Source organism: Micromonospora sp. NPDC050686, assembly GCF_040654475.1.
Lineage (GTDB): Bacteria > Actinomycetota > Actinomycetes > Mycobacteriales > Micromonosporaceae > Micromonospora.
Genome location: NZ_JBFAID010000029.1, coordinates 54,176 through 75,633, shown reverse-complemented (window position 1 = coordinate 75,633; position 21,458 = coordinate 54,176). Strand labels below are relative to the sequence as shown.

Below are 21,458 nucleotides of genomic sequence, written 5' to 3'. Positions count from 1 at the left end.
CGCCCGCATCCGCAGCGAACGACAACGACGCTGGGGCCAACCCGCCACCCGCGCAGCCTGACCAACACCGTCAACGTTCGTGGTCACGGCACTAGAAACAGCATGTCGTCCCACCGTGTCCCACCACCGTTCGATCCTCCTCGAGATAGTCGTGAAGCTGCCAGCTCCACTCCGAACCCGACCGAGGCTGCGGCGAACCGTCGCCGCGGTCGCGGCTCTGGTCTGCGCCGTCGCCCTGCTGCCAGGCGTGGCGCGCGCCGTTCGCGCTCGTGCGAGCATGCCCTGATGAGCAGCGACGTCGCGCCCACCGTCAGCGCCCTGGCGATCAACGTCACGATCCCCGACGAGCTCCGGTGGACCGCCACCCGCCGTGGGGAGGAGTTCACCCTGAGCACGCTCAACGTCCGGCTCCTGCCGGACGGGCGGCTCGCGGCGAAGGCCTACGGCCGCCCCACCGGGGGCGGCCGCGGCACGTACGTCTCGTTCCCCGTGCCCGACCGGCCGGATCTGGTGGCCCTGGTCGCGGCGGCGGCCGGCCGGGCCGGGGAGCTGTGGGCCGCGCACCGGGGTCTCGGTTGAGCCGGCGCTCGGCGCCGGACGGCTGTCCCGGCGCCGAGCCGTGCGGTCAGGCCCCGATCGCGATGGCGAAGACGTGCATGGTCGGCACGCCGGACGCCGGGCTGGCGCTGATGTTGGGCAGCTCGACCCGGACGACCTGCTTGCTCTGCAACGCCACGCCCACGTAGTAGACGCAGGCCGGCACGTTCGTCCGCTGGTTGCCGGGCCGGTTCTGGTACGCGGTCACGACGGCGGCGGTCCCGCCGGCGTGCGGCCCGCCGTACCAGTCGGGGGTGGCGAGGGTGAACGTCTGGCGGGTGCCGTCGGCGTAGACCACCGCGGCGGTGCCCGACACGGCGCCGTAGGTGCCGGTCGCCAGGAAACCGAGCGTACGGCCGGAGCCGGTCACGCTGATCGACTGCCCGGAGGCGATGGCGTTGTCGGCGCCTCCCGGGGCGACGGCGGGCCAGCGGAAGTTCACCCCGTTGCGACTCACGGTGCTGCCCGGGGTGACGCCGGCCTGGGCCAGTGCCTGCGCGGACAGGGTGGCCCCGCCGCCGTCGAAGTTCCCCGCGCCGGTGTTGGTGTCGTTGGTGGTGCTGACGTTGGTGAAGCTCTGTTCCAGGGTCGGCGTGGTGCTGGCGGAGCCGGTGGCCCGGTAGGTGCGCCCGGCCTGCCCGGTGAGCTCGATGAGGTCGCTCTCGATCCGGGTGGTCCGGGCGGTCGTGCCGTCGGTGGTGTCGACCACGGTGACGTCGGTGGCGAAGATCCGGCCGCGCAGCCGCACGGTGCCGCCGCGGTCCGGCCGCAGGAGCACCTCGCTCGCCTGGCCGTTGCTCCAGGTGATGCCGACGGTGTGCCCGCCGCGGGCGCGCAGGCCGTTCACCCGGCCGCTGGGCCAGGCCGCCGGCAGGGCCGGAAGGACGTGCAGTTCGCCGACGTGGCTCTGCAGCAGCATCTCGGCGATGCCGGCGGTGGCGCCGAAGTTGCCGTCGATCTGGAACGGTGGATGCAGGTCGAACATGTTCGGGGCGAGGCGGGCGGTGGTGACGAGGTAGCGGATGAGGTCGTGGGCGCGGTTGCCCTCCTCCATCCGGGCCCAGAAATTGATCTTCCAGGCCAGTGACCAGCCCGTACCGTCGTCGCCGCGCAGTTCCAGGGTCCGCCGGGCGGCCTCGAACAGCTGCGGGGTGCCGCGTTTCGTGATCTGGTTGCTGGGCGCCAACCCGTACAGGTGCGAGATGTGCCGGTGGGTCCGTTCGGTCTCCACCCAGTCGTAGAGCCACTCCTGGATGTTGCCGCGCGAGCCGACCTTCATCGGTGCGAGCCGGTCCCGGGTGGCCCGCACCTGGGCCCGGAAGGTGGCGTCGGTGTCGAGGATCTCGCTGGCCCGCGCGCACCCGTCGAAGAGGTCGCGCAGGATCTGGTTGTCCATGGTGGGCCCGGCGCAGACGCTGGCGTTCGAGTGGTGCCCGAGCTCGGGCGAGTTCGACGGGTTGGTGACCAGGTAACCGAGGGTCGGCTCGGTCACCAGGGTGCCGAGGAAGAACTGCGCGGCTCCCTTCATCGCCGGGTAGTTGGCCCGCAGGAACTCGATGTCGCCGTTGAACAGGTAGTGGTCCCAGATCATGGTGGCCAGCCAGGCGCCGCCGGTCTGCCACATGCCCCAGAACGCCCCGTCGACCACGGAGGTGGCCCGCCAGGCGTCGGTGTTGTGGTGGGTCACCCAGCCGCCGGCGCCGTACTGCACCTGGGCGGTGCGGGCACCCGCGACCGAGAGGTCCCTGACCATGTCGAAGACCGGGCCGTGGCACTCGGCCAGGTTGGTGGTGTTGGCCGGCCAGTAGTTCATCGGCAGGTTGGCGTTGATCGTGTACTTCGAGTCCCAGGACGGGGTCAGCGAGTCGTTCCAGATGCCCTGGAGGTTCGCCGGCTGGGTGCCGGGCCGCGAGGAGGAGATGAGCAGGTACCGGCCGAACTGGAACAGCAGGGCCGAGAACTGGGGATCGTTGACGCTGTTGTGCTGGGCGATCCGGACGTCGGTCGGCTGGTCCGCGGCGGAGGTGCGGCCGAGATCGAGGCTGACCCGGCCGAACAGCGCCTGGTAGTCGGCCACGTGCCGGCTGCGCAGCTGGTCGTAGCTGCTGGCCCGCGCCGCGGTGAGGTGCCGCCGGGCGATGCCCTGGTAGTCGCCGCCGACGTTGCGGTAGTTGACGTAGCTGGAGCCGATGGAGATCAGCAGGGTCACGCTGGTGGCGTTGGCGACCCGCAACGTGCCGCCGGAGCTGCTCACCGTACCGCCGCTGACCGTGGCGTTGGCAAGGGCGTGGAAGCGGACGGCGCCGGTGACGCCCTCCTGGTTGCCGGAGACGCCGTCGATGGCGATCGTGGTGCCGTCCGGGCTGGACACCGTGGTGCGTTGCGGGCTGTCGAAGGTGGCGGTGAAGCTGATCGAGTTGGCCCGGTCGGCGGTCAGCCGCATCGCGATGACCTGGTCCGGCGCGCTGGCGAACACCTCGCGCTCGTACCGGACGCCGTTCGCCACGTAGCTCACCGAGGTGGTCGCGGTGGTCAGGTCGAGCTGCCGGTTGTACTGCGACGTCGAGCCGGGGGCGGGGAAGGCCAGCCGGAGGTTGCCCACGGTCTGGTAGGCGAGCTGCCCGACCGGGTTGCCGAGCATGTTCTGGTTGATCAGGTCCTGGGCCTGGGTCCACTGGTTGGCGAAGACCAGCCGCCGGATCTCCGCCAGCGCCCCCAGGCCGCGGGGATTGCTGGGTTCGTGCGGCCCGCCGGCCCACACGGTGTCCTCGTTCAGCTGCAGGCGTTCGGTGTCGGCGTTGCCGAACACCATGGCGCCGAGCCGGCCGTTGCCGATCGGCAGCGCGCGCAGCCAGTCGGTGCCGGCGGCCCCGTTGTACCAGAGCGCCAGATCGCCGGCGGCCAGCACCTGTGGTGGTGCCGCCGATCCCGCGCGGGCCACGGCGGTCCACGGCAGCGGCAGCATGGCGCCGCCCGCGCCGGCCGCGCCGACCTTGAGGGCCTGCCGTCGGGTCAGGTCTGACATCGCTCCTCCAAACGGTGACCGGTCCGGCCGCCGGCGAAGCCGGCGGTGAGATGCCGACACGTCGGCCCGCTCGGCGCCGGGCCGGGCAGCGCCGGCCGGACCGTCGGCAGCCCGCAGACCGCCAGACATATGACGTATCGAAAGATATAATGTTATCGATAACACTGCAAGGTGTGGGGGTGACCTCCGCGAGGTCGCCGGGCCGCCCTCAGCGCCCGGCCGGGACACGCTCCAGGACCGCCCGGTTCCGCTCCGGCTGCTCCCGCAGCTCCCGGGTGTCGCCCGATGATCTTCCCGCTGCCCGCCGCGCCGGCACGGCCGGGGACGGCGCGGCGGAACCGGCGGAGCGACAAACGTCCGACGTATCTATAGTGGTGAGGGCCGTCGGCGCCCACCCCGGACGGCGGGTCGGTACCGACGGCGCCTGGCAGGCCGGTTCGAAGGGGGCGTGGATGGCACTGACCGACGACGCGATCGCCAGGATCCGCAGCATGATCCAGAGCGGCGAGCTGCCGCCGGGCGCGCGGCTGCCACCGGAGCCGCAACTGGCCGCCCAGATGGGGCTGTCGCGCAGCGGGGTCCGCGAGGCGGTGAAGGTGCTGGAGTCGGCCCGGGTGCTCGATGTGCGACGCGGCGACGGCACGTACGTCACCAGCCTGGCGCCGCGGCTGCTGCTGGAGGGGCTGGGCGTCGCGGTGGAACTGCTGCGCGACGACACCCTGCTGGAGGTCATGGAGGTGCGCCGGATGCTGGAACCGGTGGCGACCGGCCTGGCGGCGCTGCGGATGACCGACGACCAGCTCGACGAGCTCAGCCAGATCCTGGAGGACATGCGGGCGGCGACCGACGACGCCGAGAAGCTGATCCAGTTCGACACCGCCTTCCACCACACCGTCATCGCCACCACCGGCAACGAGACGCTCACCTCCCTGCTGGACGGGCTGTCCGGCCGGACCCTGCGGGCCCGGGTGTGGCGCGGGCTGATCGAGGGCAACGCGGCACACAAGACGATCGACGAGCACCACGCGATCTATCTCGCGCTGCGCGCCCGCGACCAACTGCTCGCCCAGGCCAGCGCGCTGATGCACGTCAACACCTCCGAGGCGTGGCTGCGTACGGTGCTCGCCGCCACGGCGGCGGAGGCCTGAGGCCGCGGTCATGCCGGTGAGCGGGCCCGCTCAGCTCAGGTCGACGGTGTACGACGCGGTGTGCACCGTCCCGTCGACCTGGAAGTCGAAGAACGCCCGGTACCGGCCGGCGCTCGGCGCGGTCAGCCAGACCTTGACCGCGCCGTCGAGCAGTTCCGGCTCCGGGTGCACGTGCACGTAACCCAGGTCCCCTTCCCGGACGACGACCAGGTGCCCGTACGTGCCCAGGTAGCGCTCCAGCGACACCGGGCCGGACGCGCCGGTGCGACCCACCCGGAAGAGCAGCGGTACGGACACCCCCACGGTGGGCGTACCCTCCATCGCCACCGTGAACGGCCCGGTGCTCGCCTGCGGCTGCGGCGGCGGCAGCGCCGCCGGGGCGTGCGCGCCCGGCACGTGGTGGTCGACGCCCAGGACCAGCGGCAGCGGGCCGCCGCCGGCCACGGTCACCGAGAAGTCGGCGTAGACGCGGTAGCTGCCGGCCCGGGCCAGCCGCAGCGGGACGCTCCAGGTGCCGTCGGCGGCCATCGTGGGGTGCAGGTGCTGGTAGCCGCTCAGGTCGCGGCCCACCACGATCAGGTGCAACGGCTTGTCGTGGACGACGGTGAAGCGGGTCGCCGCCCTGCGGTCGGCCCCGACGATCCGGAACCGGTAGTCCACGCCCGCCCCGGCCGGCTGGGACCGCCGCACCGGTTCCAGGGTGTACCCGGCGGCGCTGACCGTCGTCCCGGCCGGCTGCGTCTGGTCCGCGCCACCGTCACCCGGGTGGCTGTGCGCCCCGGTGCCCGCCGCGTGCTGATGCCCTGCCCCCATCGCCGCGGCGCCGGCGACCGGCCCGCCGGTGGCTGCCGGCGGGGTCGGTGTGCCGGCGGCGCCGGGCCCGCCGCCGGCACCGATCCGGCCGAGCCCGAAGCCGGCCAGCAGGGCCACCACCACGCCGCCGACGAGCAGCGCGAGCCGCACGTCGCCCAACCGGGGCCCGGGGCTGGGCGGGCCGGCGTCCGGACCCGACGGTGCCGAGGAGCCGGCGTCCGCCGCCGGCCGCACGTCGACCGCCACGGGGTGCCCGCCGGCCGAGACCTCCTGCCGCCCGGTCGTGGCAGCCGTCCGCGCGGTGACCGGCACGCCGCGCTTGCGCGCCGCCGGGACGGCGGCCGACCGTCCCTTGCCGCCGGTGCCCGGCGCGGCGGTCCGGCCGTTGGCGGCGCCGGAACGGCCGCCGGCGCCGCGGCGGCGGACGGCACCCGCCGGGTCGCGGCCGGTGGTCCGGCCCGTTGGCATGGGGCGCCGGCGCCAGCCGACGACACCGGCCGCCGCCGCGGCGACGGCCACCAGCCATCCGGTCCACGCCACCCAGCCGGGGCCACCGTCGTCGGTCCGGGCCGTCGGCGCGGCGGCCGGCGCGGGCGAAGCGGACGACGCCGGTGAGGCTACCGGCGGGAGCGCCGCCCGGGACTGCGCCCCGGAGTCGTGCCCGGCGTCCGCGTGCTCGTCGGCGGCGGCCACCAGCGACGGGTCCGGCTGGTCGGTCGGCGGCCGCCAGCCCTGCGGCGCGGCCGTGACCGGCCCGGCGTAGCGGAACTTCATCGTGCCGCGCACCGCCTCGCCGTCCGAGGCCACCGACAGGTACGTCACCGAGTACTCCCCCACCGCCGGCAGGTGCGCGAGGGCGACCACCGCCGGGAAGCCCGTCGCGTACTCGCGCGGCTCGAACTTCCCGTCGACCAGGAAGTACTCGCGGACCGGCTGGGCCAGCGGCTTGGGCGCCCCGTGCGCCCAGCCGTTGTCGACCCGGCCGCCGCCCGGCGCGGTGACGGTGAAGTACGCGTTGCCGGCGACCTGCTCGGTGAAGTAGAGCTCCACCGCCGTCAGCGGCCGGTCCACCGTGGTCCCCTCGGCCGGGGTGGACGTCGCCAGGGTGCCGTGCGCCGCCGCGGGCGGGGCGGCCCCGAGGAGGGCGATCGCGCACGCGAGGACGACGGCGAGCAGGCCCGCGACGGCGCGCCCGGAAGCCGGAGGGAGACGACGCATCAGAGCATCCTCGCGACCGCTGAGTTTTAATCAAGACATCGGCATCTTTTTATTCAGATGATAAAAGTTCTGCGACGCGACGACCTAACATCCGGCCGCGGGCCGGGATCACGTACGTGCACCCGCGCCGACGCGACGTCGTGCACGCGTACGGCCACGGCGGGCCGGGGTGACCCTGTCCTGGGGGTGCGCCGCCGAGGTGGCGGAGCTGGCCCTGGGCCGCTGACCGGGCGCGCCGGTCAGTGGCCGTCACCGCCGTGCCAGGAGCGCCACAGCGCGGCGTAGGCGCCCCCGGCGCGCACCAGCTCGTCGTGGCTGCCGAGCTCGGTGATCCGGCCGTCCTCCAGCACCGTCACCCGGTCGGCGTCGTGGGCGGTGTTGAGCCGGTGCGCGATGGCGATGACGGTGCGCCCGGTGACCACCGCGGCAAGCGACCGTTCGGTACGCCGGGCGGTGGTCGGATCGAGGGCGGCGGTGGCCTCGTCGAGGATCAGCGTGTGCGGGTCGGCGAGCACGACCCGGGCGAGCGCGAGCTGCTGGGCGTCGGCGGCGGCGAGGTCGCGCCCGCCGTCGCCGACCCGGGTGTCCAGGCCCTGGGGCAGGTCCTCGTACCAGTCCGCGCCCACCGCCGTCAGGGCGGCGCGCATCTGCTGGTCGGTCGCGCCGGGCGCGGCGAAGGCGAGGTTGTCGCGCAGCGAGCCGATGAAGACGTGGTGTTCCTGGGTGACGAGCGCGATCCGGCGACGCCGCTGCGCCGGGTCGAGGTCGGTGATCGGGCGGCCGTCGAGGCTCACCACGCCCTCGCGGGGCGCGTCGATGCCCGCCAGCAGCCGGGCGAGGGTGGACTTCCCGGCGCCCGAGGGGCCGACGACGGCGAGCCGCTCACCGGGGCGTACCTCGAGGTCGATCCCGTGCAGCACGTCGGGGCCGTCGCCGTAGGAGTACCGGGCGCCGCGCACCACGAGCCGCTGGCCGTACGGGGTGCGCGGCTCCGGGATCCCCGGCCCGGCCGGGCCGGAGACGTCCTCCGCCGGCTGGCCCACGCCGACCACCCGGGCGAACGAGGCCAGTCCGCGTTGCGCCTGCTCCACCAACTGGAGCAGCTGGTCCATCGGCTCGATCGCCTGCTGGAGGTAGAGCGCGGCGGCCACCACCGCGCCGAGCGTCACCGTGCCGTCGGCCAGCAGGAAACCACCGGCGAGCAGCACCGCGGCGATCGGCAGCGGGTAGCTGGCCTCCACCACCGGGAAGAAGACCGACCGTAGTGCCAGGGTGGCCCGGCGGGTCTCCCACACCCGGCCGATGCGCCGCGTGCCGTACGCGACGCGGTCGGCGCCGAGACGCAGCGCCTCGACGGTGCGGGCGCCCTCCGCGGTGGTGGTCAGCGCCTCGGTCAGCTCGGCGGTCGCCGCCCCCTCGGCGAGGTACGCCGGCCGGGCGCGGCGCAGGTACCAGCGGGCGACCGCGACGATCGACGGCAGCCCGGCCAGCGCGACCACGCCGAGCAGCGGGTGCAGCACGAAGATCGCGCCGAACAGCAGCAGCAGTTGGGTGGCGGCGACGACGATGACGGGCAGCACGTCCCGGACGGTGGTCCCCACGGTCGTCACGTCGACCGAGCTGCGGGTGGCGAGGTCGCCGGTGCCGGCCCGCTCGACGACGGAGACCGGCAGGTCGAGCACCCGCGACACGAACCGCTCGCGCAGCCGGGCGATGGCCCGCTCGCCCAGCCGGTGGCCGGCGTACCGGGCGTACCGGACGAGCAGCCCCTGGGCCAGCACGCAGCCGGCGATGGCGAGGGCCAGCCGGTCCACGGCGGCGGCGCCGGCGCCGGCGGTGACGTCGTCCACGATCCGGCCGAGCAGCCACGGCGCGGCGAGCCCGGCGACCGCGGCGGCCCCGTGCAGGACCAGCATGCCGGTGACCGCGCGGCGGTCCCGGGCGATCAGGTCCCGCGCGGCCCGGCGGACCGCCGGCTGGTCGGCGACGGGCAGTCCGGTCATCGCCGCGCCCCGTCGACGCCGGCGGGGGCGTCGTCCCGGGACACCAGCGCCCGGTACCCCCGGTCCCGTTCGAGCAGCTCGACGTGGGTGCCGGTGGCCACGATCCGGCCGCCGGCAAGGTACGCGACGGTGTCCGCCCGGCCGAGCAGCAGCGGCGAGGTGGTCAGCACGACCGTGGTCCGCCCGGCGCGCGCCGCCCGCAGCCGCTGCGCGATGCGCCCTTCGGTGTGCGCGTCCACGGCCGAGGTCGGGTCGAGCAGGAGCAGGACCTCCGGTTCGGCGAGCAGGGCCCGGGCGAGACGGACGCGTTGCCGCTGCCCGCCGGAGAGGGTGCGGGCGCGGGCGCCGACCGGCGTGTCGAGCCCGGCGGGCAGGGCGTCGACGACGTCCTCGGCCGAGGCCGTGCGCAGGGCGGCGGCGAGCTCGGCGTCGTCGGTGCCGGCCCGGGTGGACAGCATCTCCCGCAGCGTCCCGGCGAACAGGTAGGAGTCGTGGTCGGCGACGAGGATCCGGGACCGCACCTCGTCGAGCGGGACACCGGCCAGCGGTACGCCGCCCCAGGTCACGTCGCTGGCGACGAAGCGCCCGAGGCGGTCGGCCAGCGCGCCGGCCGCGGCCGGGTCGTCGGCGGCGACGGCGAGCAGTCGCCCCACCGGCACGGTCAGCCCGGAGGCCGGATCGTGCAGGTCGGCGGGGCGCTCCGGCGGGGCCACCGCAGCCGTGCCCGCCGGCGCGGCGTCGTCCGGGCTCAGGTCGAGCAGGCCGATGATCCGCCGGGCGGCGACCCGGCCGCGGATCAGCTGGTGGCCGCCCTCCAGCAGGAACCAGACCGGCACGACGAGGACCGCCACGTACCCGTAGACGGCGACCAGTTGCCCGATGGTGATGTCGCCGGCCGCGGCCATCCGGGCCGCCAGCCACACCACGGCGGCCAGGAAGAGACCCGGGACGGCGATGGTCAGCGCCTCGATCCAGCTGTTCACCGCGCCGACCCGGTAGCCCTCGGTCAGCAGCGTCCGCGAGCGGGCCGCGTACCGGTCGGCGAACAGGCCGCGCCCGCCGACCCCGGCGAGCACCCGCAGCCCGGCCACGATGTCGCCGGCCCGGGTGGTGAGCAGGCCCTGCTGCTGTCGGTAGACTGACTCGGCCCGTTCCAGGCGGCGCAGCAGCGGCCCGACGACGAGCACCACGGCGGGCACGCCGAGCAGCACGAACAGCGCCAGCAGCGGCGAGACCGACCAGAGGACGACGGCGACGAACCCGTACGCGAGGACCGCCCCCACGCCCGGCCCGGTGACGGTCAGCACCGCCGAGGTGTGGGTGATGTCGACGCCGCCGACGGTGGCCACCTCGCCGGTGGCGAGCCGGCGCGGCAACGCGGCCCCGACCCGGGACAGGTGGCGCAGCAGGACGGCCGCGGAGCGGGCCGACGCGTCCTCCCGGACGAACGTCATCGTGCGGTGCCGCATGATGCCCAGGTACGCCAGGGCCACCCCGGCGGCCACGATCGCGGCCACCCACCACAGCAGCGCCCGGTGGTCGCCGGGGCGCAGCCCGTCGTCGATGGCGCGGGCGACCAGGTACGGCCGCACCGACAACCCGAGCATCCAGGCGCTGCCGATCAGGCTGCCGCGCAGCACCCGCCACGGCTGGCAGCGGACCAGCCACCAGATGTACCGCAGCGGCCCCCTGGTGTCCGGCACGCCGGGCTCGGGATGCGGGAGCTGCGGGGGCACCGGCCCAGGCTACCGACCGCCACGGCGGGCGGCTGACCCGTTTCAGCCGTCAGGCGCACCCGGCCGGTTAGCTTCCGGACGGCGTCCAGCAGCGCCGGCGCCCCAATCACCCGACCAGGGCTGGTGGGTGCGCCGATCCCGCAGGTGAGCGGATCGCTGCGGCGGGGCTTACCCTGGGAAGCCGCACCGGCGACAGCTCTGCCCGTTACGGCGCTACGGCGGCCATGCGAACCAACCGAGCGGGACCTGTCGTGATGGGGGAGACTTCGGGCTCATGAACGGCGCTGACAGCGACCCGCGGGCCCGCGCCGACGTGTTCGCCGTCGACGGTGAGATCGGTCCCGATCTCGCCCGGGTCGACTGGTCGGCGTCGCCGCTGGGCATGCCGGAGACCTGGCCGCAGAGCCTGCGGACGGCGGTGCGCATCCTGCTGTCCTCCCGGTTCCCCATGTGGATGGCGTGGGGCCCGCGGTTGACCTTCTTCTGCAACGCCGCATACCGGCGGGGCACGCTGGGCCGCAAGTACCCGTGGGCGTTGGGCCGGCCGGCGAACGAGGTCTGGGCGGAGATCTGGGCCGACATCGGCCCCCGGATCGACACCGTGCTGACGACCGGCAACGCGACCTGGGACGAGGCGCTGCTGCTCTTCCTGGAACGCTCCGGGTACCGGGAGGAGACGTACCACACGTTTTCCTACAGCCCGCTGCGCGACGACGACGGCGCGCTGGTCGGGATGCTCTGCGTGGTCAGCGAGGACACCGAGCGGGTCATCGGCGAGCGGCGGATGGCGACCCTGCGGGACCTGGGCTCGGACCCCAGCGTGGTCCGCACCGAGCAGGAGATGCTCGCCTTCGCCAGCCGGCAGTTGGGCCGCAACCGGTGGGACCTGCCGTTCACGCTGACCTACCTGTTCGGCGCCGAGGGCGAGGCCCGGCTGGCGGAGGCGACCGGCGTCGAGGACGGGCACCCGGCGGCGCCGGCGACGCTGTCCCTGGCCGGCCCCGGGGCGGTCTGGCCGGTGGCGGCGCTGGCCGAGGGCGGGTCGGTGCGGGTGGCGCTCGACGGCGCGGCGTTCGCCGGGCTGCCGTCGGGCCAGTGGCCGGATCCCCCGACGGAGGCGCTGCTGGTGCCGCTGCGGCAGCAGGGCGGCGCGCCGTACGGGTTCCTGGTCGCCGGGTTGAACCGCTACCGGGCGCTGGACGACGGCTACCGGGGGTTCGTGGAGCTGGCCGCCGGGCACGTGGCGACCGGCATCGGCAGCGCCCGCAGCTACCAGGCCCAGCAGCGACGGGCGGAGGAGTTGGCGGAGCTGGACCGGGCCAAGACCGCGTTCTTCTCCAACATCAGCCACGAGTTCCGTACCCCGCTGACGCTGATCACCGGGCCGGTGGAGGAACTGCGCGGCCGGCTGGCGGACGCCGACGAGCAGGTGCGCGAGGAACTGGACGTCATCCACCGCAACGGGCTGCGGTTGGGCAAGCTGGTCAACAGCCTGCTGGACTTCTCCCGGATCGAGGCCGGGCGCATGCAGGCGCGCTACGAGCCGGTGGACCTGGCCGCCGTGACCGTCGACCTGGCCAGCGTCTTCCGCTCGGCGATCGAACGCGCCGGCCTGACCTTCGAGGTGGACTGCCCGCCCCTGCCGGAACCGGTGCACATCGACCGGGGCATGTGGGAGAAGGTGGTGCTCAACCTGCTCAGCAACGCGCTGAAGTTCACCTTCCACGGCGCCGTCCGGGTGCTGCTGCGCGCCGCGGGCGGGCAGGCCGTGCTGCGGGTCGAGGACACCGGCATCGGCGTGCCCTCCGACGAGATGCCGCGACTGTTCGAGCGGTTTCACCGCATCGAGAACGCCCGCTCCCGGTCGGGCGAGGGCAGCGGGATCGGCCTGGCCCTGGTCAAGGAGCTGGTCGGGCTGCACAACGGCACCATCACCGCGACCAGCGTGGCGGGCGAGGGCACGGCCTTCACGATCCGCCTGCCGTTCGGCACCGCCCACCTGCCGGCCGACGCGCTGACTCCCGCCGGCCCGGGCCGGGTATCCGTCGCGGCGGAGCCGTTCGTGCAGGAGGCGCTGCGCTGGCTGCCCACCGATCCGGCGGCCGGAGCCGCCCAGGAGGAGGCGCCGCCGGTGCAGGCGCTGGTCGGGCCCCTCGTGGGTGGCCCCGCGGCCCGCGTCCTGGTCGCCGACGACAACGCCGACATGCGGGAGTACCTGACCCGCCTGCTGCGCTCCGCCGGACACCGGGTGGCGGCGGTCGCCAACGGGCAGACGGCGCTGGACGCCGCCCGGGTGGAGACACCCGACCTGGTGATCAGCGACGTGATGATGCCCGGGCTGGACGGCCTGCAACTGGTGGCCGCCCTGCGCACCGACCCCCGGACCGCGGGCACCCCGGTGCTGCTGCTGTCGGCCCGCGCCGGGCAGGAGGCGTCCATCGAAGGGTTGGAGGCGGGCGCCGACGACTACCTGGTGAAGCCGTTCGCGGCGGCCGAGCTGCTGGCGCGCGTACGGGCGAACGTGGAGTTGGCGCGGCTGCGCAACCACCACGCGCGCTGGCGTACGGCGCTGATCGACTCGTTGCAGGAGGCCTTCTTCGTCTGCGACGAGGACGGCTCGGTCATCGAGATCAACACCGCGTTCACCGACATCCTGGGCTACGGTCCGGAGGATCTCCCCTACGCGCAGCGTCCGCCGTGGTGGCCGGATCCGGAGGCCGAGCCGGAGGCGCACCGGCAGGCGGCCGAGGGGTTCTCCGTGCTGCTCGGCCAGACCCAGGGCAGCTACACCGTGCCGGTGACGCACCGCGACGGCCACCGGCTGTGGGTGGCCGCAGCCTTCAGCCAGGTGGACGACCCGGACACCGGGCGGCAAGTGATCGTCGGCACCTTCCGGGACGTCACCGCGGAGCACTACGCCGTGCAGCGCGAGAGCGCGCTGGCCGCGATCAACGTACGGCTGTCCCGGGCGGAGGATCTCGACGACGCCCTGCGTGGCGCCCTGGCCGAGCTGCGCCGGCTGTGGCGGGCCAGCAGCGTGCTCGCCGCCGTCTTCGACGACTCCCCGGTCCCCACGGTCACCACGACGGGCCCCGGGCCGCACTGGGAGTCGTTGCCGGACGAACGCCGCCGGACGCTGCTGGAGGTGCGGGACACGCCGCTGCTGACCCCGGTGGCCGGGCGGACCGACGGCGCCGGCATCGCGGTGGACCACCCGCACGGCACGATGGCGATCTGGATCGACCTGGGTGAGAAGCGGCCGTTCACGGAGCAGGACCGGACGCTGCTGGCCCTGCTCGCCGGTCAGCTCGGCCAGGGCCTGCACCGGGTGCACCAGATCGACCAGCAGCGCGAGACCGCACTGGCTCTGCAACGGGCGATCCTCGGCCCGGCGCAGCTGCCCGCCGGCTTCGCGGTGCGCTACTCCCCCGCCGCCCGCCCGCTCAAGGTCGGCGGCGACTGGTACGACACCGTGGAACTGCCCGACGGGCGCATCGGCATCGTCGTCGGCGACTGCGTCGGCCACGGCCTGCAGGCCGCCACGGTGATGGGGCAGCTGCGCAGCGCCTGCCGGGCCCTGCTGCTCCAGGACCCCAGCCCCGCCGGAACGCTGATGGCCCTGGACCGGTTCGCCGCCCTGCTGCCCGGAGCGGCCTGCGCCACGGTCTTCTGCGGCGTCCTCGACCCGGCCACCGGAGAGTTGCGCTACGCCAGCGCCGGGCACCCGCCGGCCATCGTCGTTGATCCCGACAGCACCACCGAGTTGCTCGAGGCGGGTCGCTCCCGGCCGCTCGCCGTGCGCCCCGGCCTGCACCGGCCGGAGGCGGCGGCCGCCGTGCCGGCCCGGGCGACGCTCATGCTGTACACCGACGGACTCGTCGAACGCCGCCGCCAACCGCTGACCACCGGCATCGCCTCCGCCACCGCGGCCATCCAGCAGGGCCGGGACGCCCCCGTCGAGACCCTCGCCACGCAGGTGATGGAGCGGCTCGCCCCCGAGGGCGGATACGACGACGACGTGGCCCTGCTCCTCTACCGCCACCCGGGGCCGCTGGAACTGGACTTCCCGGCCGAGTCCACGCACCTGGCCACCGTCCGCAACGCCCTGCGCGGCTGGCTCGACCGTTGCGGGCTGGAGCCGGCCAACGCCTACAACGTGCTGGTGGCCGCCGGTGAGGCGTGCGCCAACGCGATCGAGCACGGCCATCGGGACAGCCCCGGCGGGCTGATCCGGCTCCGAGCCGCCGCCACCGCCGACGCGCTGCGCCTGAGCGTCACCGACAGCGGGCACTGGCGGGCCCCGGACCGGCCGGCCAGTTCCGACCGCGGCCGAGGGCTCGTCCTCATGCGCGCCCTCATGGACAGCATCACCGTCATCCCCGGCGCCACGGGCACCACCGTGGACATGCAGGCAAGGATCGCCCGATGAGTACGGCCCTCACCCTCACCACCAGCAGCCGTCCCGACGGCGTCCGCGTGCTGACCGCGGTCGGTGAGATCGACATGAGCAACGCGGCCTCGTTCGCCGCCGCGCTGGGCGACGCCGTGGCGGCCGACGGCGCGCCGCTGGTCGTGGACCTGACCGCGGTGGAATATCTCGACAGCGCGGGCCTGTCCGTCCTGTTCCCGCACGCCGACCGCATCGCCCTCGTCGCCGGCCCGCTGCTGGAGCCGCTGCTCACCATCTCCGGCCTGGCCGACCTCACCACGGTCGAGAGCCAGTAGGGACGGCGGACGGCCGGCCCAGCCGCAGGACCGGTCGCGGTGCCGATGGCCGAACCCCGGCCGGTCAGCCGGTGAACGGCTCCGGGCCGAAGCGCCCCCAGGCCACGAAGGCGGCCATGGCGAGGTAGACCAGGTCGGGCAGGATGGTCATCCGCTCCCCGCGCCGCAGCCGCACGGTCGCCGCGCCGACGAACAGCAGCGCCACACAGGTGGCGGTCACCGGCACCAGGACCGGCGCGATGTCGAGCACGGCGGGCAGGATCAGACCGGCCGCGGCGAGCAGTTCGAGGGCTCCGATGGCCCGCAGGGCGCCGGGACTGAAGTCGAGGACCCATTCCGCGGCGGGACCCACGGCCGCCATCTTCTCCCTGGGTAGGACCATCTTGACGGTGCTGACCAGCAGGACAGCGGCCAGCAGGCCGGTGACGATCCACAGCGTGAGGTTCACCCGGGGCTCCTTCGGTCGACGTGGCGTGGCGACCATTCAGACACCGGGCGGGCGGGCCGTGTGACAGGAACGGAGTCCGCCCCGGCTCGGCCGGGGGGACTCCGCGCCCGCGAGGGGGCTACTCCCCGGCGGGCACCTGATCCTTGACGTCGTCGTAGCCGGCCGCGGCCGGTGCCGTGGTCGGCGCGTAGAACACCCGGATCACCCCGGTCGGGTACGCCTCCGTCGCGGTCAGCCGCAGGTGGTACGGGGTGTCGCCGTCGTCGAACAGCCGGCGGCCCTTGCGCGCCGCCACCGGGTGCACCAGCAACCGCAGCTCGTCGACCAGCCCGGCGGCGAGCAGTTGCTGCACCACGGAGATCGACCCGGGGATGAGGATGCCGCGCACCCCGGCGTCGGCCTTGAGCGCGGCGACGGCCTCCAGCAGGTCACCGTCGATCAGCTCGGAGTTGCGCCAGGTGGACTGCAACGGCTTGCGGGACACGACCACCTTGCGCACATCGCCGAGCTCCTTGGCGAACGGTGCGTCCTCCCCGCCCGCGGCCTCCCGGTCCGGCCAGGCGCCGGCGAAGCTGTCGTAGGTCACGCGGCCGATGAGCAGCACGTCCGAGGTGTCGTAGTCCTCGGTGACGGCACGGCCCATGTTCTCGTCGAAGTACGGGAAGTGCCAGTCGGGGTCGATCTCGGCCACACCGTCGGCCGAGATGAACAGGGTGGAGACGACCTTCGCCATCGCGATGAGCCCTTCCGGTCAGGTGGTTGTCGAGAAGGTGACTGCCGCAGCATCCCAGACCCGTCCGACAGTCGCCGACCCGTAATCGCGGCGAGTCGCGGAATCTGCTGCGATGACGTCTCGCCGACGCCGGCAGCCGGAGTCAGCGGGCCGGACCATCCTGGGCGGGCTCCGCGCGGCACGCGTCGTCGCGTACCCCGGCGAGGAGGTCGGCGGTGGTGTGCGCCCCGATGTCGGGCTGGGGGCCGTCGGTGAACCGCGCGACGACCGCCCGGACGTGCCGCTCGGCGGGTTCGGCGAGGCCGTCGTAGACCGCCGCGAACAGCTCCCGGGCCGGCTGCCGGAGCCATCCCGCCGGGAGCAGTTCCACCGGCAGCTGCGGGTCGAGGTTGGGGAAGCGCCGGAAGGTGTCCATGACCTGCGCCCGCGCCCGCACCGCCGCCGCGCCGTCGAGTTGGCCGGCGGCCACCCGCGGCAACAGCGGTGTCCAGCGCCGGAGGAATTCCTGGTAGTACCGGCTGATCGCGTCGATGTCCCAGGCGTCGATGGGCGCACGGCGGCTGGTGGCGTCCAGCGGCAACTGCCGCCCCCGGAAGACCGTGACGGCGCCGCGGGTGAGTTCGGCGAGCCGCGTCCGGGCCGGCGGGGTCATCTCGTACGGCGAGATCCACAGGCCGTCGTACAGCGGCGCGTAGCCGAGCCAGCGGAGCTGGCCGCGCAAGGCCCGGCGCTGCGCGCTGCGGTCCTGCGGCAGCGAGAAGGCGACGACCGTCCAGCACCCGTCCCACTGCCCCACCGAGGTGGTCGAGGCGAGGATCCAGCGGCCTCCGGTGGAGAGGTCGGCGGCGGCGGCGCGGCTGAGCCGGTAGAAGCTGCGTCGTCCCTGCCGGCTGCCGTCGAGGACGCCCCGGCGGGCCAGCCGGCTGATCGCGGTGCGGGCGCCGGCCGTGGTGACCCCGGCCTCGGCGAGCAGCGCGACGATGGCGGCGGACGGCAGCGCGGCCCGGGTCCGCAGGGTGTAGTCCGCCAGCAGGGTCACCGCCACCCCCTGGGGCGAGTTGCCGGCCTGTCGGCGGGGCAGCCGGAGCGGGCGGTCGTCGGGATACATCTCCTCGATGTCGTACGCGCTTGCCACAGGCGCTCCGGGCTCGACTCAGGGACGGTGCCTCGACTGTAGACGCAACGCCGGCGGGCCGGATCGCCGCGACCGGCCGGATCTTGATCGAGGAATGTCGATTGACACTTCTCGGGTCGAGGGGAACACAATCTGCTAAGCGACGCCGTACGGAGCCGGGCAGGGCGAGCCACCGCAGCGGGCGATGCGCGATCACCCCGGGGGCCCGGCACTCCCCCGCGACCCGACGCGCGGGCCCGATCCAGCCTCCGTGATCGAAGGAGTCGACCCCCCGTGACAATCAGAAGGAAACTGCTGCTCGGCCTGGCCGCGTCGCTGGCGGCGCTCGGCCTGGTGCTCCCCACGTTCCGCCCCGCGTACGCGGCGTCGCTGACCGAGGTGACCAGCTTCGGCGACAACCCGGGCCGGATGCGCACGCACATCTAAGTGCCGGACTCCCGCCCGGCCCGGCCGGCCACCGTGGTCGCCATGCACGGCTGCGGCGGGTCGGGCCCCGGCTTCTATTCCGGTAGCGAGTTCGCCAGCCTGGCCGACCGGTACGGGTTCATCGTGATCTACCCGACCGCGACCCAGCAGGCCGGCTTCGGCAACTGCTTCGACGTCTGGTCCGACGCCGCCAAGCGCCGCGGCGGCGGCAGCGACCCGGTGTCCATCATCTCCATGGTCCGCTACCGGAATGCGGGCCAGTGCTCCGCCCTTGAGCTTGAGGGCGGGGGTGAAGGCCCGCGCTGGGAGGGCCGCCAAGGCCCGAGCAGTGCCTTAATCCGGTGCATTCTCTCTTTGCTCGGCCACGGGAACCGGCACGATGGCGGCGACCCGGCGGCCGTTACGGGTCACGTAATAGGTCCGTGCGTGGACGGCGGTGTCGTTCAGGATCTCGGCCAGGTTCTTACGCAGGTCAGCGACGCGGATCTCGTGCGTGTCGGTCATGACGGAGATCGTACATTGCTGTACGCTGGTGTACGTGCAGCTCCGATACAACTTCCGCGTCTACCCGGCGCCTGGCCAGCAGGAAGCGCTGGCGCGGGCGTTCGGGTGCGCGCGGGTGGTGTTCAACGATGGGCTGCGCGTGCGCCAGACGGCGCGGGAGAGCGGTCTGCCGTACGTGCCGGACGGCGACCTGTCCAAACAGGTCATCACGGAGGCGAAGAAGACCGAGGCCCGCGCCTGGCTGGGCGAGGTGTCGGCGGTGGCCGTTGCAGCAGGCCCTCGCGGACCTGAACACCGCGTACCGCAACTACTTCGCCTCGATCTCGGGCAAGCGCAAAGGCCGCAAGGTGGCCTCGCCCCGGTTCCGGTCCCGCAAGGACAACCGGCAGGCGATCCGGTTCACCGCCAACGTCCGGTTCAAGGTGCTCGACAACGGCCGGCTCAGGTTGCCGAAGATCGGCGACCTGGACGTGCGCTGGTCCCGCGACCTGCCCTCAGCCCCGTCAAGCGTGACGATCATCAAGGATGCGGCGGGCCGGTACTTCGCCTCGTTCGTCGTGCAGACCAGCCAGGACGAGACGCTGCCGCCGGTCGAGCGGGAGGTGGGCATCGACCTGGGCCTGACGCACTTCGCGGTGCTGTCGGACGGCACGAAGCTGGCCGCGCCGAAGTTCCTGCGCCGGGCCGCGCGCAAGCTCAAGCGGTTGCAGCAAGACCTGTCCCGCAAGCAGCGGGGCAGCAACAACCGGAAGAAGGCCGTCGTGAAGGTCGCCAGGGCGCACGCCCGGGTGGCCGACACCCGACGGGACTGGCAGCACAAGCTCTCCACACGGATCATCCGCGACAACCAAGCGGTGTACGTCGAGGACCTGTGCGTGACCGGTCTCAGCCGGACCCGGCTCGCCAAGAGCGTCCACGACGCCGGGTGGGCCAGTTTCACCGCCATGCTGAAATACAAGGCCGCCCGGCACGGGCGAACCTTCGCAAAGATCGACCGGTTCGCGCCCACGTCCCAGACGTGCTCGGTGTGCGGCCGGATCGACGGACCGAAGCCGCTTTCCGTCCGGTCGTGGACCTGCCCGTGCGGGGCCGTCCACGACCGGGACGTCAACGCGGCCATCAACGTGCGCGCGGCGGGACGCGCCGAGAGCCTAAACGCCTGTGGAGCGCAGGTAAGACCGGCACTCGTGCCGGCACCGCGCCGTGAAGCAGGAATCCGCCCAGGCGTTGTGCGCTGTCCCGCGCGCAGCGCGGAGGGAACCTCCGTCCTCTAGGGCGGAGAGATCGTCAAGCCCAGCAGCAGTACGGCGTGGGGCGACGCGGTCCGCCAGGCGTACCCCGGGCTACGCCGGTCCCCGGCCGCGGGTGCAGTTGTGGCACGGCACCAACGACACGCTCGTGCCGTACTCGCTGCTGCAGGAGACGATCGAGCAGTGGACCAACGTGTTCGGGCTCAGCCAGACCCCGACCTACAGCGACACGCCGCAGGCCAACTGGAACCGCCGCCGGTACGCCGACTCCGGCGGCACCGTCCAGGTGGAGGCGTACAGCATCCAGGGCGCCGGACACAGCCTGCCCGCTGGAGGCATGGCCGCAGCCGCCGTGCAGTTCTTCGGCCTGACCAGCCCGCCGAGCACCTCGCCCAGCCGGACCATCTCGCCCAGCACGAGCACGCCGCCCGGCTCCGGCGGCTGCCCGGTGACCGTCACCGTCAACGCCTGGAACACCGGGTTGACCGAGGACATCACCGTCACCAACACCGGCGCCGCCATCAACGGGTGGTCCCTGGTCTTCACCCTGCCCGCCGGGCAGACGATCACCTCGGGGTGGAACGCCACCTACCCCCCAACCTCCGGGCAGGTGACGGCCAGGAACGTCGGCTACAACGCGACGATCCCCGCCAACGGGTCGGTCTCCATCGGCTTCCAGGCCACCCACACCGGTAACACCGCCCGACCGAGCGCGTTCACCCTCAATGGCGCGTCCTGCACGATCGCCTGACGACAGCGGGCTCCGGGGGCCGGCACACCCGCGATCCCCGGAGTGCCGCGCCGGTCAGCGCAGCCCGGCGAACAGATCGTCCTCGGGCGTCGGCGCACCGGTGCTGTCCCGGACCCGGACGAACGTCTCCATCCCCATCAGGTCGGTGAACCGCTCCCGGCCGAGCTGCAGGAAGAAAATGTTCTCGGCCTGGCTGGCGTGTGCGGCCAGCGACTCGAACTTCTGCCCGCCGTAGGCGCTGGTGTCCACCCAGGTGGTGATCTCGTCGTCGGGCAGGCCGAGCTCCGGCATCTCGTCCGACGGCCCGTCGGGCTCCGGGAACTCGACGCCGATCTCCTTCATCACCCGGCCGAACTCCTCAAACGCGCTGCGCGGCACGGTGGTCCAGTAGACCTTCGCGGGGATGCCCGTGCGCTCGACGGCGGCCATGGTGACCCGGTGCGCCTGGATGTGATCCGGGTGGCCGTAGAAGCCGTTCTCGTCGTAGGTGACGACGACGTCCGGGCGGTAGCGCCGGATCAGCTCGGCCAGCCGGTCGGCCGCCTCCCCCACCGGGGTGTTCCAGAACGCGCCCGGCGCGTCGTTGGTCGCCCAGCCCATCATGCCGGAGTCGGCGTAGTCGAGCGTCTCCAGGTGGGTGACCTTCAACGCCGCGCAACTGGCCGTCAACTCGGCCTGGCGTAACGCCACCACGGCCTGCGGGTCGTGGCCGGGATCGCCCGGCTTCAGCCCACCGGGCCCGTCGCCGCACCGCCCGTCGGTGCAGGTCACGAGCACCGTCGTGACCCCCTCCGCCGCATATCGGGCCAGCACACCGCCCGTGCTCGTCGCCTCGTCGTCGGGGTGGGCGTGCACCGCCATCAACGTCAGACCTCGCTCAGCCACGTCCCCACCCTACGACGAAGGTCCGACACGCCGGCGTTGCCTCGATCGCACACGAACGAGC

At 73.6% G+C, this 21,458-nt stretch carries 14 protein-coding genes and 3 pseudogenes; 8 read left to right on the top strand and 9 right to left on the bottom strand.

The window, feature by feature from the left end:
- Window positions 1-285: 285 nt before the first annotated feature.
- Window positions 286-579, top strand: a complete 294-nt coding sequence (locus AB0H57_RS19415; protein WP_357508262.1) for a hypothetical protein — start codon at window positions 286-288, stop codon at window positions 577-579.
- A gap of 46 nt (window positions 580-625) precedes the next feature.
- Here the strand turns inward: AB0H57_RS19415 and AB0H57_RS19410 are convergent, their stop codons facing one another.
- Window positions 626-3,622, bottom strand: a complete 2,997-nt coding sequence (locus AB0H57_RS19410) for a glycoside hydrolase family 95 protein (protein WP_357508260.1) — start codon at window positions 3,620-3,622, stop codon at window positions 626-628.
- A 452-nt stretch (window positions 3,623-4,074) separates the two neighbouring features.
- Between AB0H57_RS19410 and AB0H57_RS19405 the strand changes: the two genes are divergently transcribed.
- Window positions 4,075-4,770, top strand: a complete 696-nt coding sequence (locus AB0H57_RS19405; protein WP_357508258.1) for a FadR/GntR family transcriptional regulator — start codon at window positions 4,075-4,077, stop codon at window positions 4,768-4,770.
- Between the two features lie 30 nt (window positions 4,771-4,800).
- Here the strand turns inward: AB0H57_RS19405 and AB0H57_RS19400 are convergent, their stop codons facing one another.
- The 3 genes from AB0H57_RS19400 to AB0H57_RS19390 all read right to left on the bottom strand — a co-directional run bounded on the left by AB0H57_RS19400 (window position 4,801) and on the right by AB0H57_RS19390 (window position 10,444).
- On the bottom strand, window positions 4,801-6,801 hold the full coding sequence (locus tag AB0H57_RS19400) for a copper resistance protein CopC (protein WP_357508256.1): 2,001 nt from the start codon (window positions 6,799-6,801) through the stop codon (window positions 4,801-4,803).
- A gap of 239 nt (window positions 6,802-7,040) precedes the next feature.
- Window positions 7,041-8,804: an ABC transporter ATP-binding protein gene (locus AB0H57_RS19395; RefSeq protein ID WP_357508254.1), complete on the bottom strand. Its 1,764-nt coding sequence runs from the start codon at window positions 8,802-8,804 to the stop codon at window positions 7,041-7,043.
- Complete coding sequence (locus AB0H57_RS19390) at window positions 8,801-10,444, bottom strand: ABC transporter ATP-binding protein (RefSeq protein ID WP_357508272.1); 1,644 nt, start codon at window positions 10,442-10,444, stop codon at window positions 8,801-8,803. Before AB0H57_RS19390 ends, AB0H57_RS19395 begins: the two co-directional genes overlap by 4 nt.
- A 370-nt stretch (window positions 10,445-10,814) precedes the next feature.
- On the opposite strand from AB0H57_RS19390, the gene AB0H57_RS19385 reads away from it, so the two are divergent.
- Together AB0H57_RS19385 and AB0H57_RS19380 are read left to right on the top strand one after the other, a co-directional pair.
- The gene (locus AB0H57_RS19385) at window positions 10,815-14,969 is read left to right on the top strand and encodes a SpoIIE family protein phosphatase (protein ID WP_357508252.1); all 4,155 of its coding nucleotides are present in this window, start codon (window positions 10,815-10,817) and stop codon (window positions 14,967-14,969) included.
- Entirely contained in the window at window positions 14,966-15,265 is a 300-nt protein-coding gene (locus AB0H57_RS19380; RefSeq protein WP_357508250.1) for an STAS domain-containing protein, read from the top strand. Before AB0H57_RS19385 ends, AB0H57_RS19380 begins: the two co-directional genes overlap by 4 nt.
- 64 nt (window positions 15,266-15,329) lie before the next feature.
- On the opposite strand, the gene AB0H57_RS19375 is transcribed toward AB0H57_RS19380, so the two are convergent.
- The 3 genes from AB0H57_RS19375 to AB0H57_RS19365 form a co-directional block, all read right to left on the bottom strand.
- Window positions 15,330-15,713: a DoxX family protein gene (locus AB0H57_RS19375; RefSeq protein WP_357508248.1), complete on the bottom strand. Its 384-nt coding sequence runs from the start codon at window positions 15,711-15,713 to the stop codon at window positions 15,330-15,332.
- A gap of 118 nt (window positions 15,714-15,831) precedes the next feature.
- Window positions 15,832-16,446, bottom strand: coding sequence for a dihydrofolate reductase family protein (locus tag AB0H57_RS19370; protein ID WP_357508246.1), 615 nt, complete (start codon window positions 16,444-16,446; stop codon window positions 15,832-15,834).
- A gap of 142 nt (window positions 16,447-16,588) precedes the next feature.
- Window positions 16,589-17,581, bottom strand: coding sequence for a PaaX family transcriptional regulator C-terminal domain-containing protein (locus AB0H57_RS19365; protein WP_357508244.1), 993 nt, complete (start codon window positions 17,579-17,581; stop codon window positions 16,589-16,591).
- A gap of 273 nt (window positions 17,582-17,854) precedes the next feature.
- Between AB0H57_RS19365 and AB0H57_RS19360 the strand changes: the two are divergent.
- Window positions 17,855-18,253: pseudogene (locus tag AB0H57_RS19360) on the top strand (PHB depolymerase family esterase); the annotation flags it as partial.
- 87 nt (window positions 18,254-18,340) lie between these two features.
- Here the strand turns inward: AB0H57_RS19360 and AB0H57_RS19355 are convergent.
- Window positions 18,341-18,511 carry a type II toxin-antitoxin system prevent-host-death family antitoxin gene (locus AB0H57_RS19355; RefSeq protein ID WP_357508242.1) on the bottom strand — a complete coding sequence of 57 codons (171 nt, stop codon included), beginning with the start codon at window positions 18,509-18,511 and terminating at the stop codon, window positions 18,341-18,343.
- On the opposite strand from AB0H57_RS19355, the pseudogene AB0H57_RS19350 reads away from it, so the two are divergent.
- From AB0H57_RS19350 to AB0H57_RS19340, 3 genes and pseudogenes are all read left to right on the top strand, one after another.
- A pseudogene (locus AB0H57_RS19350) lies at window positions 18,510-18,617 on the top strand (helix-turn-helix domain-containing protein); the annotation flags it as partial. The gene AB0H57_RS19355 and the pseudogene AB0H57_RS19350 sit on opposite strands and share 2 nt — an antisense overlap.
- Before the next feature lie 160 nt (window positions 18,618-18,777).
- Entirely contained in the window at window positions 18,778-19,785 is a 1,008-nt protein-coding gene (locus AB0H57_RS19345; RefSeq protein ID WP_357508240.1) for a transposase, read from the top strand.
- A 36-nt stretch (window positions 19,786-19,821) separates the two neighbouring features.
- Window positions 19,822-20,512 (top strand): annotated as a pseudogene (locus tag AB0H57_RS19340) (cellulose binding domain-containing protein); the annotation flags it as partial.
- A gap of 54 nt (window positions 20,513-20,566) precedes the next feature.
- Here the strand turns inward: AB0H57_RS19340 and AB0H57_RS19335 are convergent.
- Window positions 20,567-21,397, bottom strand: coding sequence for a PIG-L family deacetylase (locus tag AB0H57_RS19335; protein WP_357508238.1), 831 nt, complete (start codon window positions 21,395-21,397; stop codon window positions 20,567-20,569).
- Window positions 21,398-21,458 lie beyond the last annotated feature (61 nt).

Coding starts and splice junctions, on each gene's coding strand:
- AB0H57_RS19405 (WP_357508258.1), top strand. CDS start 4,075: ATGGCACTGACCGACGACGCGATCGCCAGGATCCGCAGCATGATCCAG.
- AB0H57_RS19415 (WP_357508262.1), top strand. CDS start 286: ATGAGCAGCGACGTCGCGCCCACCGTCAGCGCCCTGGCGATCAACGTC.
- AB0H57_RS19385 (WP_357508252.1), top strand. CDS start 10,815: ATGAACGGCGCTGACAGCGACCCGCGGGCCCGCGCCGACGTGTTCGCC.
- AB0H57_RS19410 (WP_357508260.1), bottom strand. CDS start 3,622: ATGTCAGACCTGACCCGACGGCAGGCCCTCAAGGTCGGCGCGGCCGGC.
- AB0H57_RS19380 (WP_357508250.1), top strand. CDS start 14,966: ATGAGTACGGCCCTCACCCTCACCACCAGCAGCCGTCCCGACGGCGTC.
- AB0H57_RS19370 (WP_357508246.1), bottom strand. CDS start 16,446: ATGGCGAAGGTCGTCTCCACCCTGTTCATCTCGGCCGACGGTGTGGCC.
- AB0H57_RS19395 (WP_357508254.1), bottom strand. CDS start 8,804: ATGACCGGACTGCCCGTCGCCGACCAGCCGGCGGTCCGCCGGGCCGCG.
- AB0H57_RS19400 (WP_357508256.1), bottom strand. CDS start 6,801: ATGCGTCGTCTCCCTCCGGCTTCCGGGCGCGCCGTCGCGGGCCTGCTC.
- AB0H57_RS19355 (WP_357508242.1), bottom strand. CDS start 18,511: ATGACCGACACGCACGAGATCCGCGTCGCTGACCTGCGTAAGAACCTG.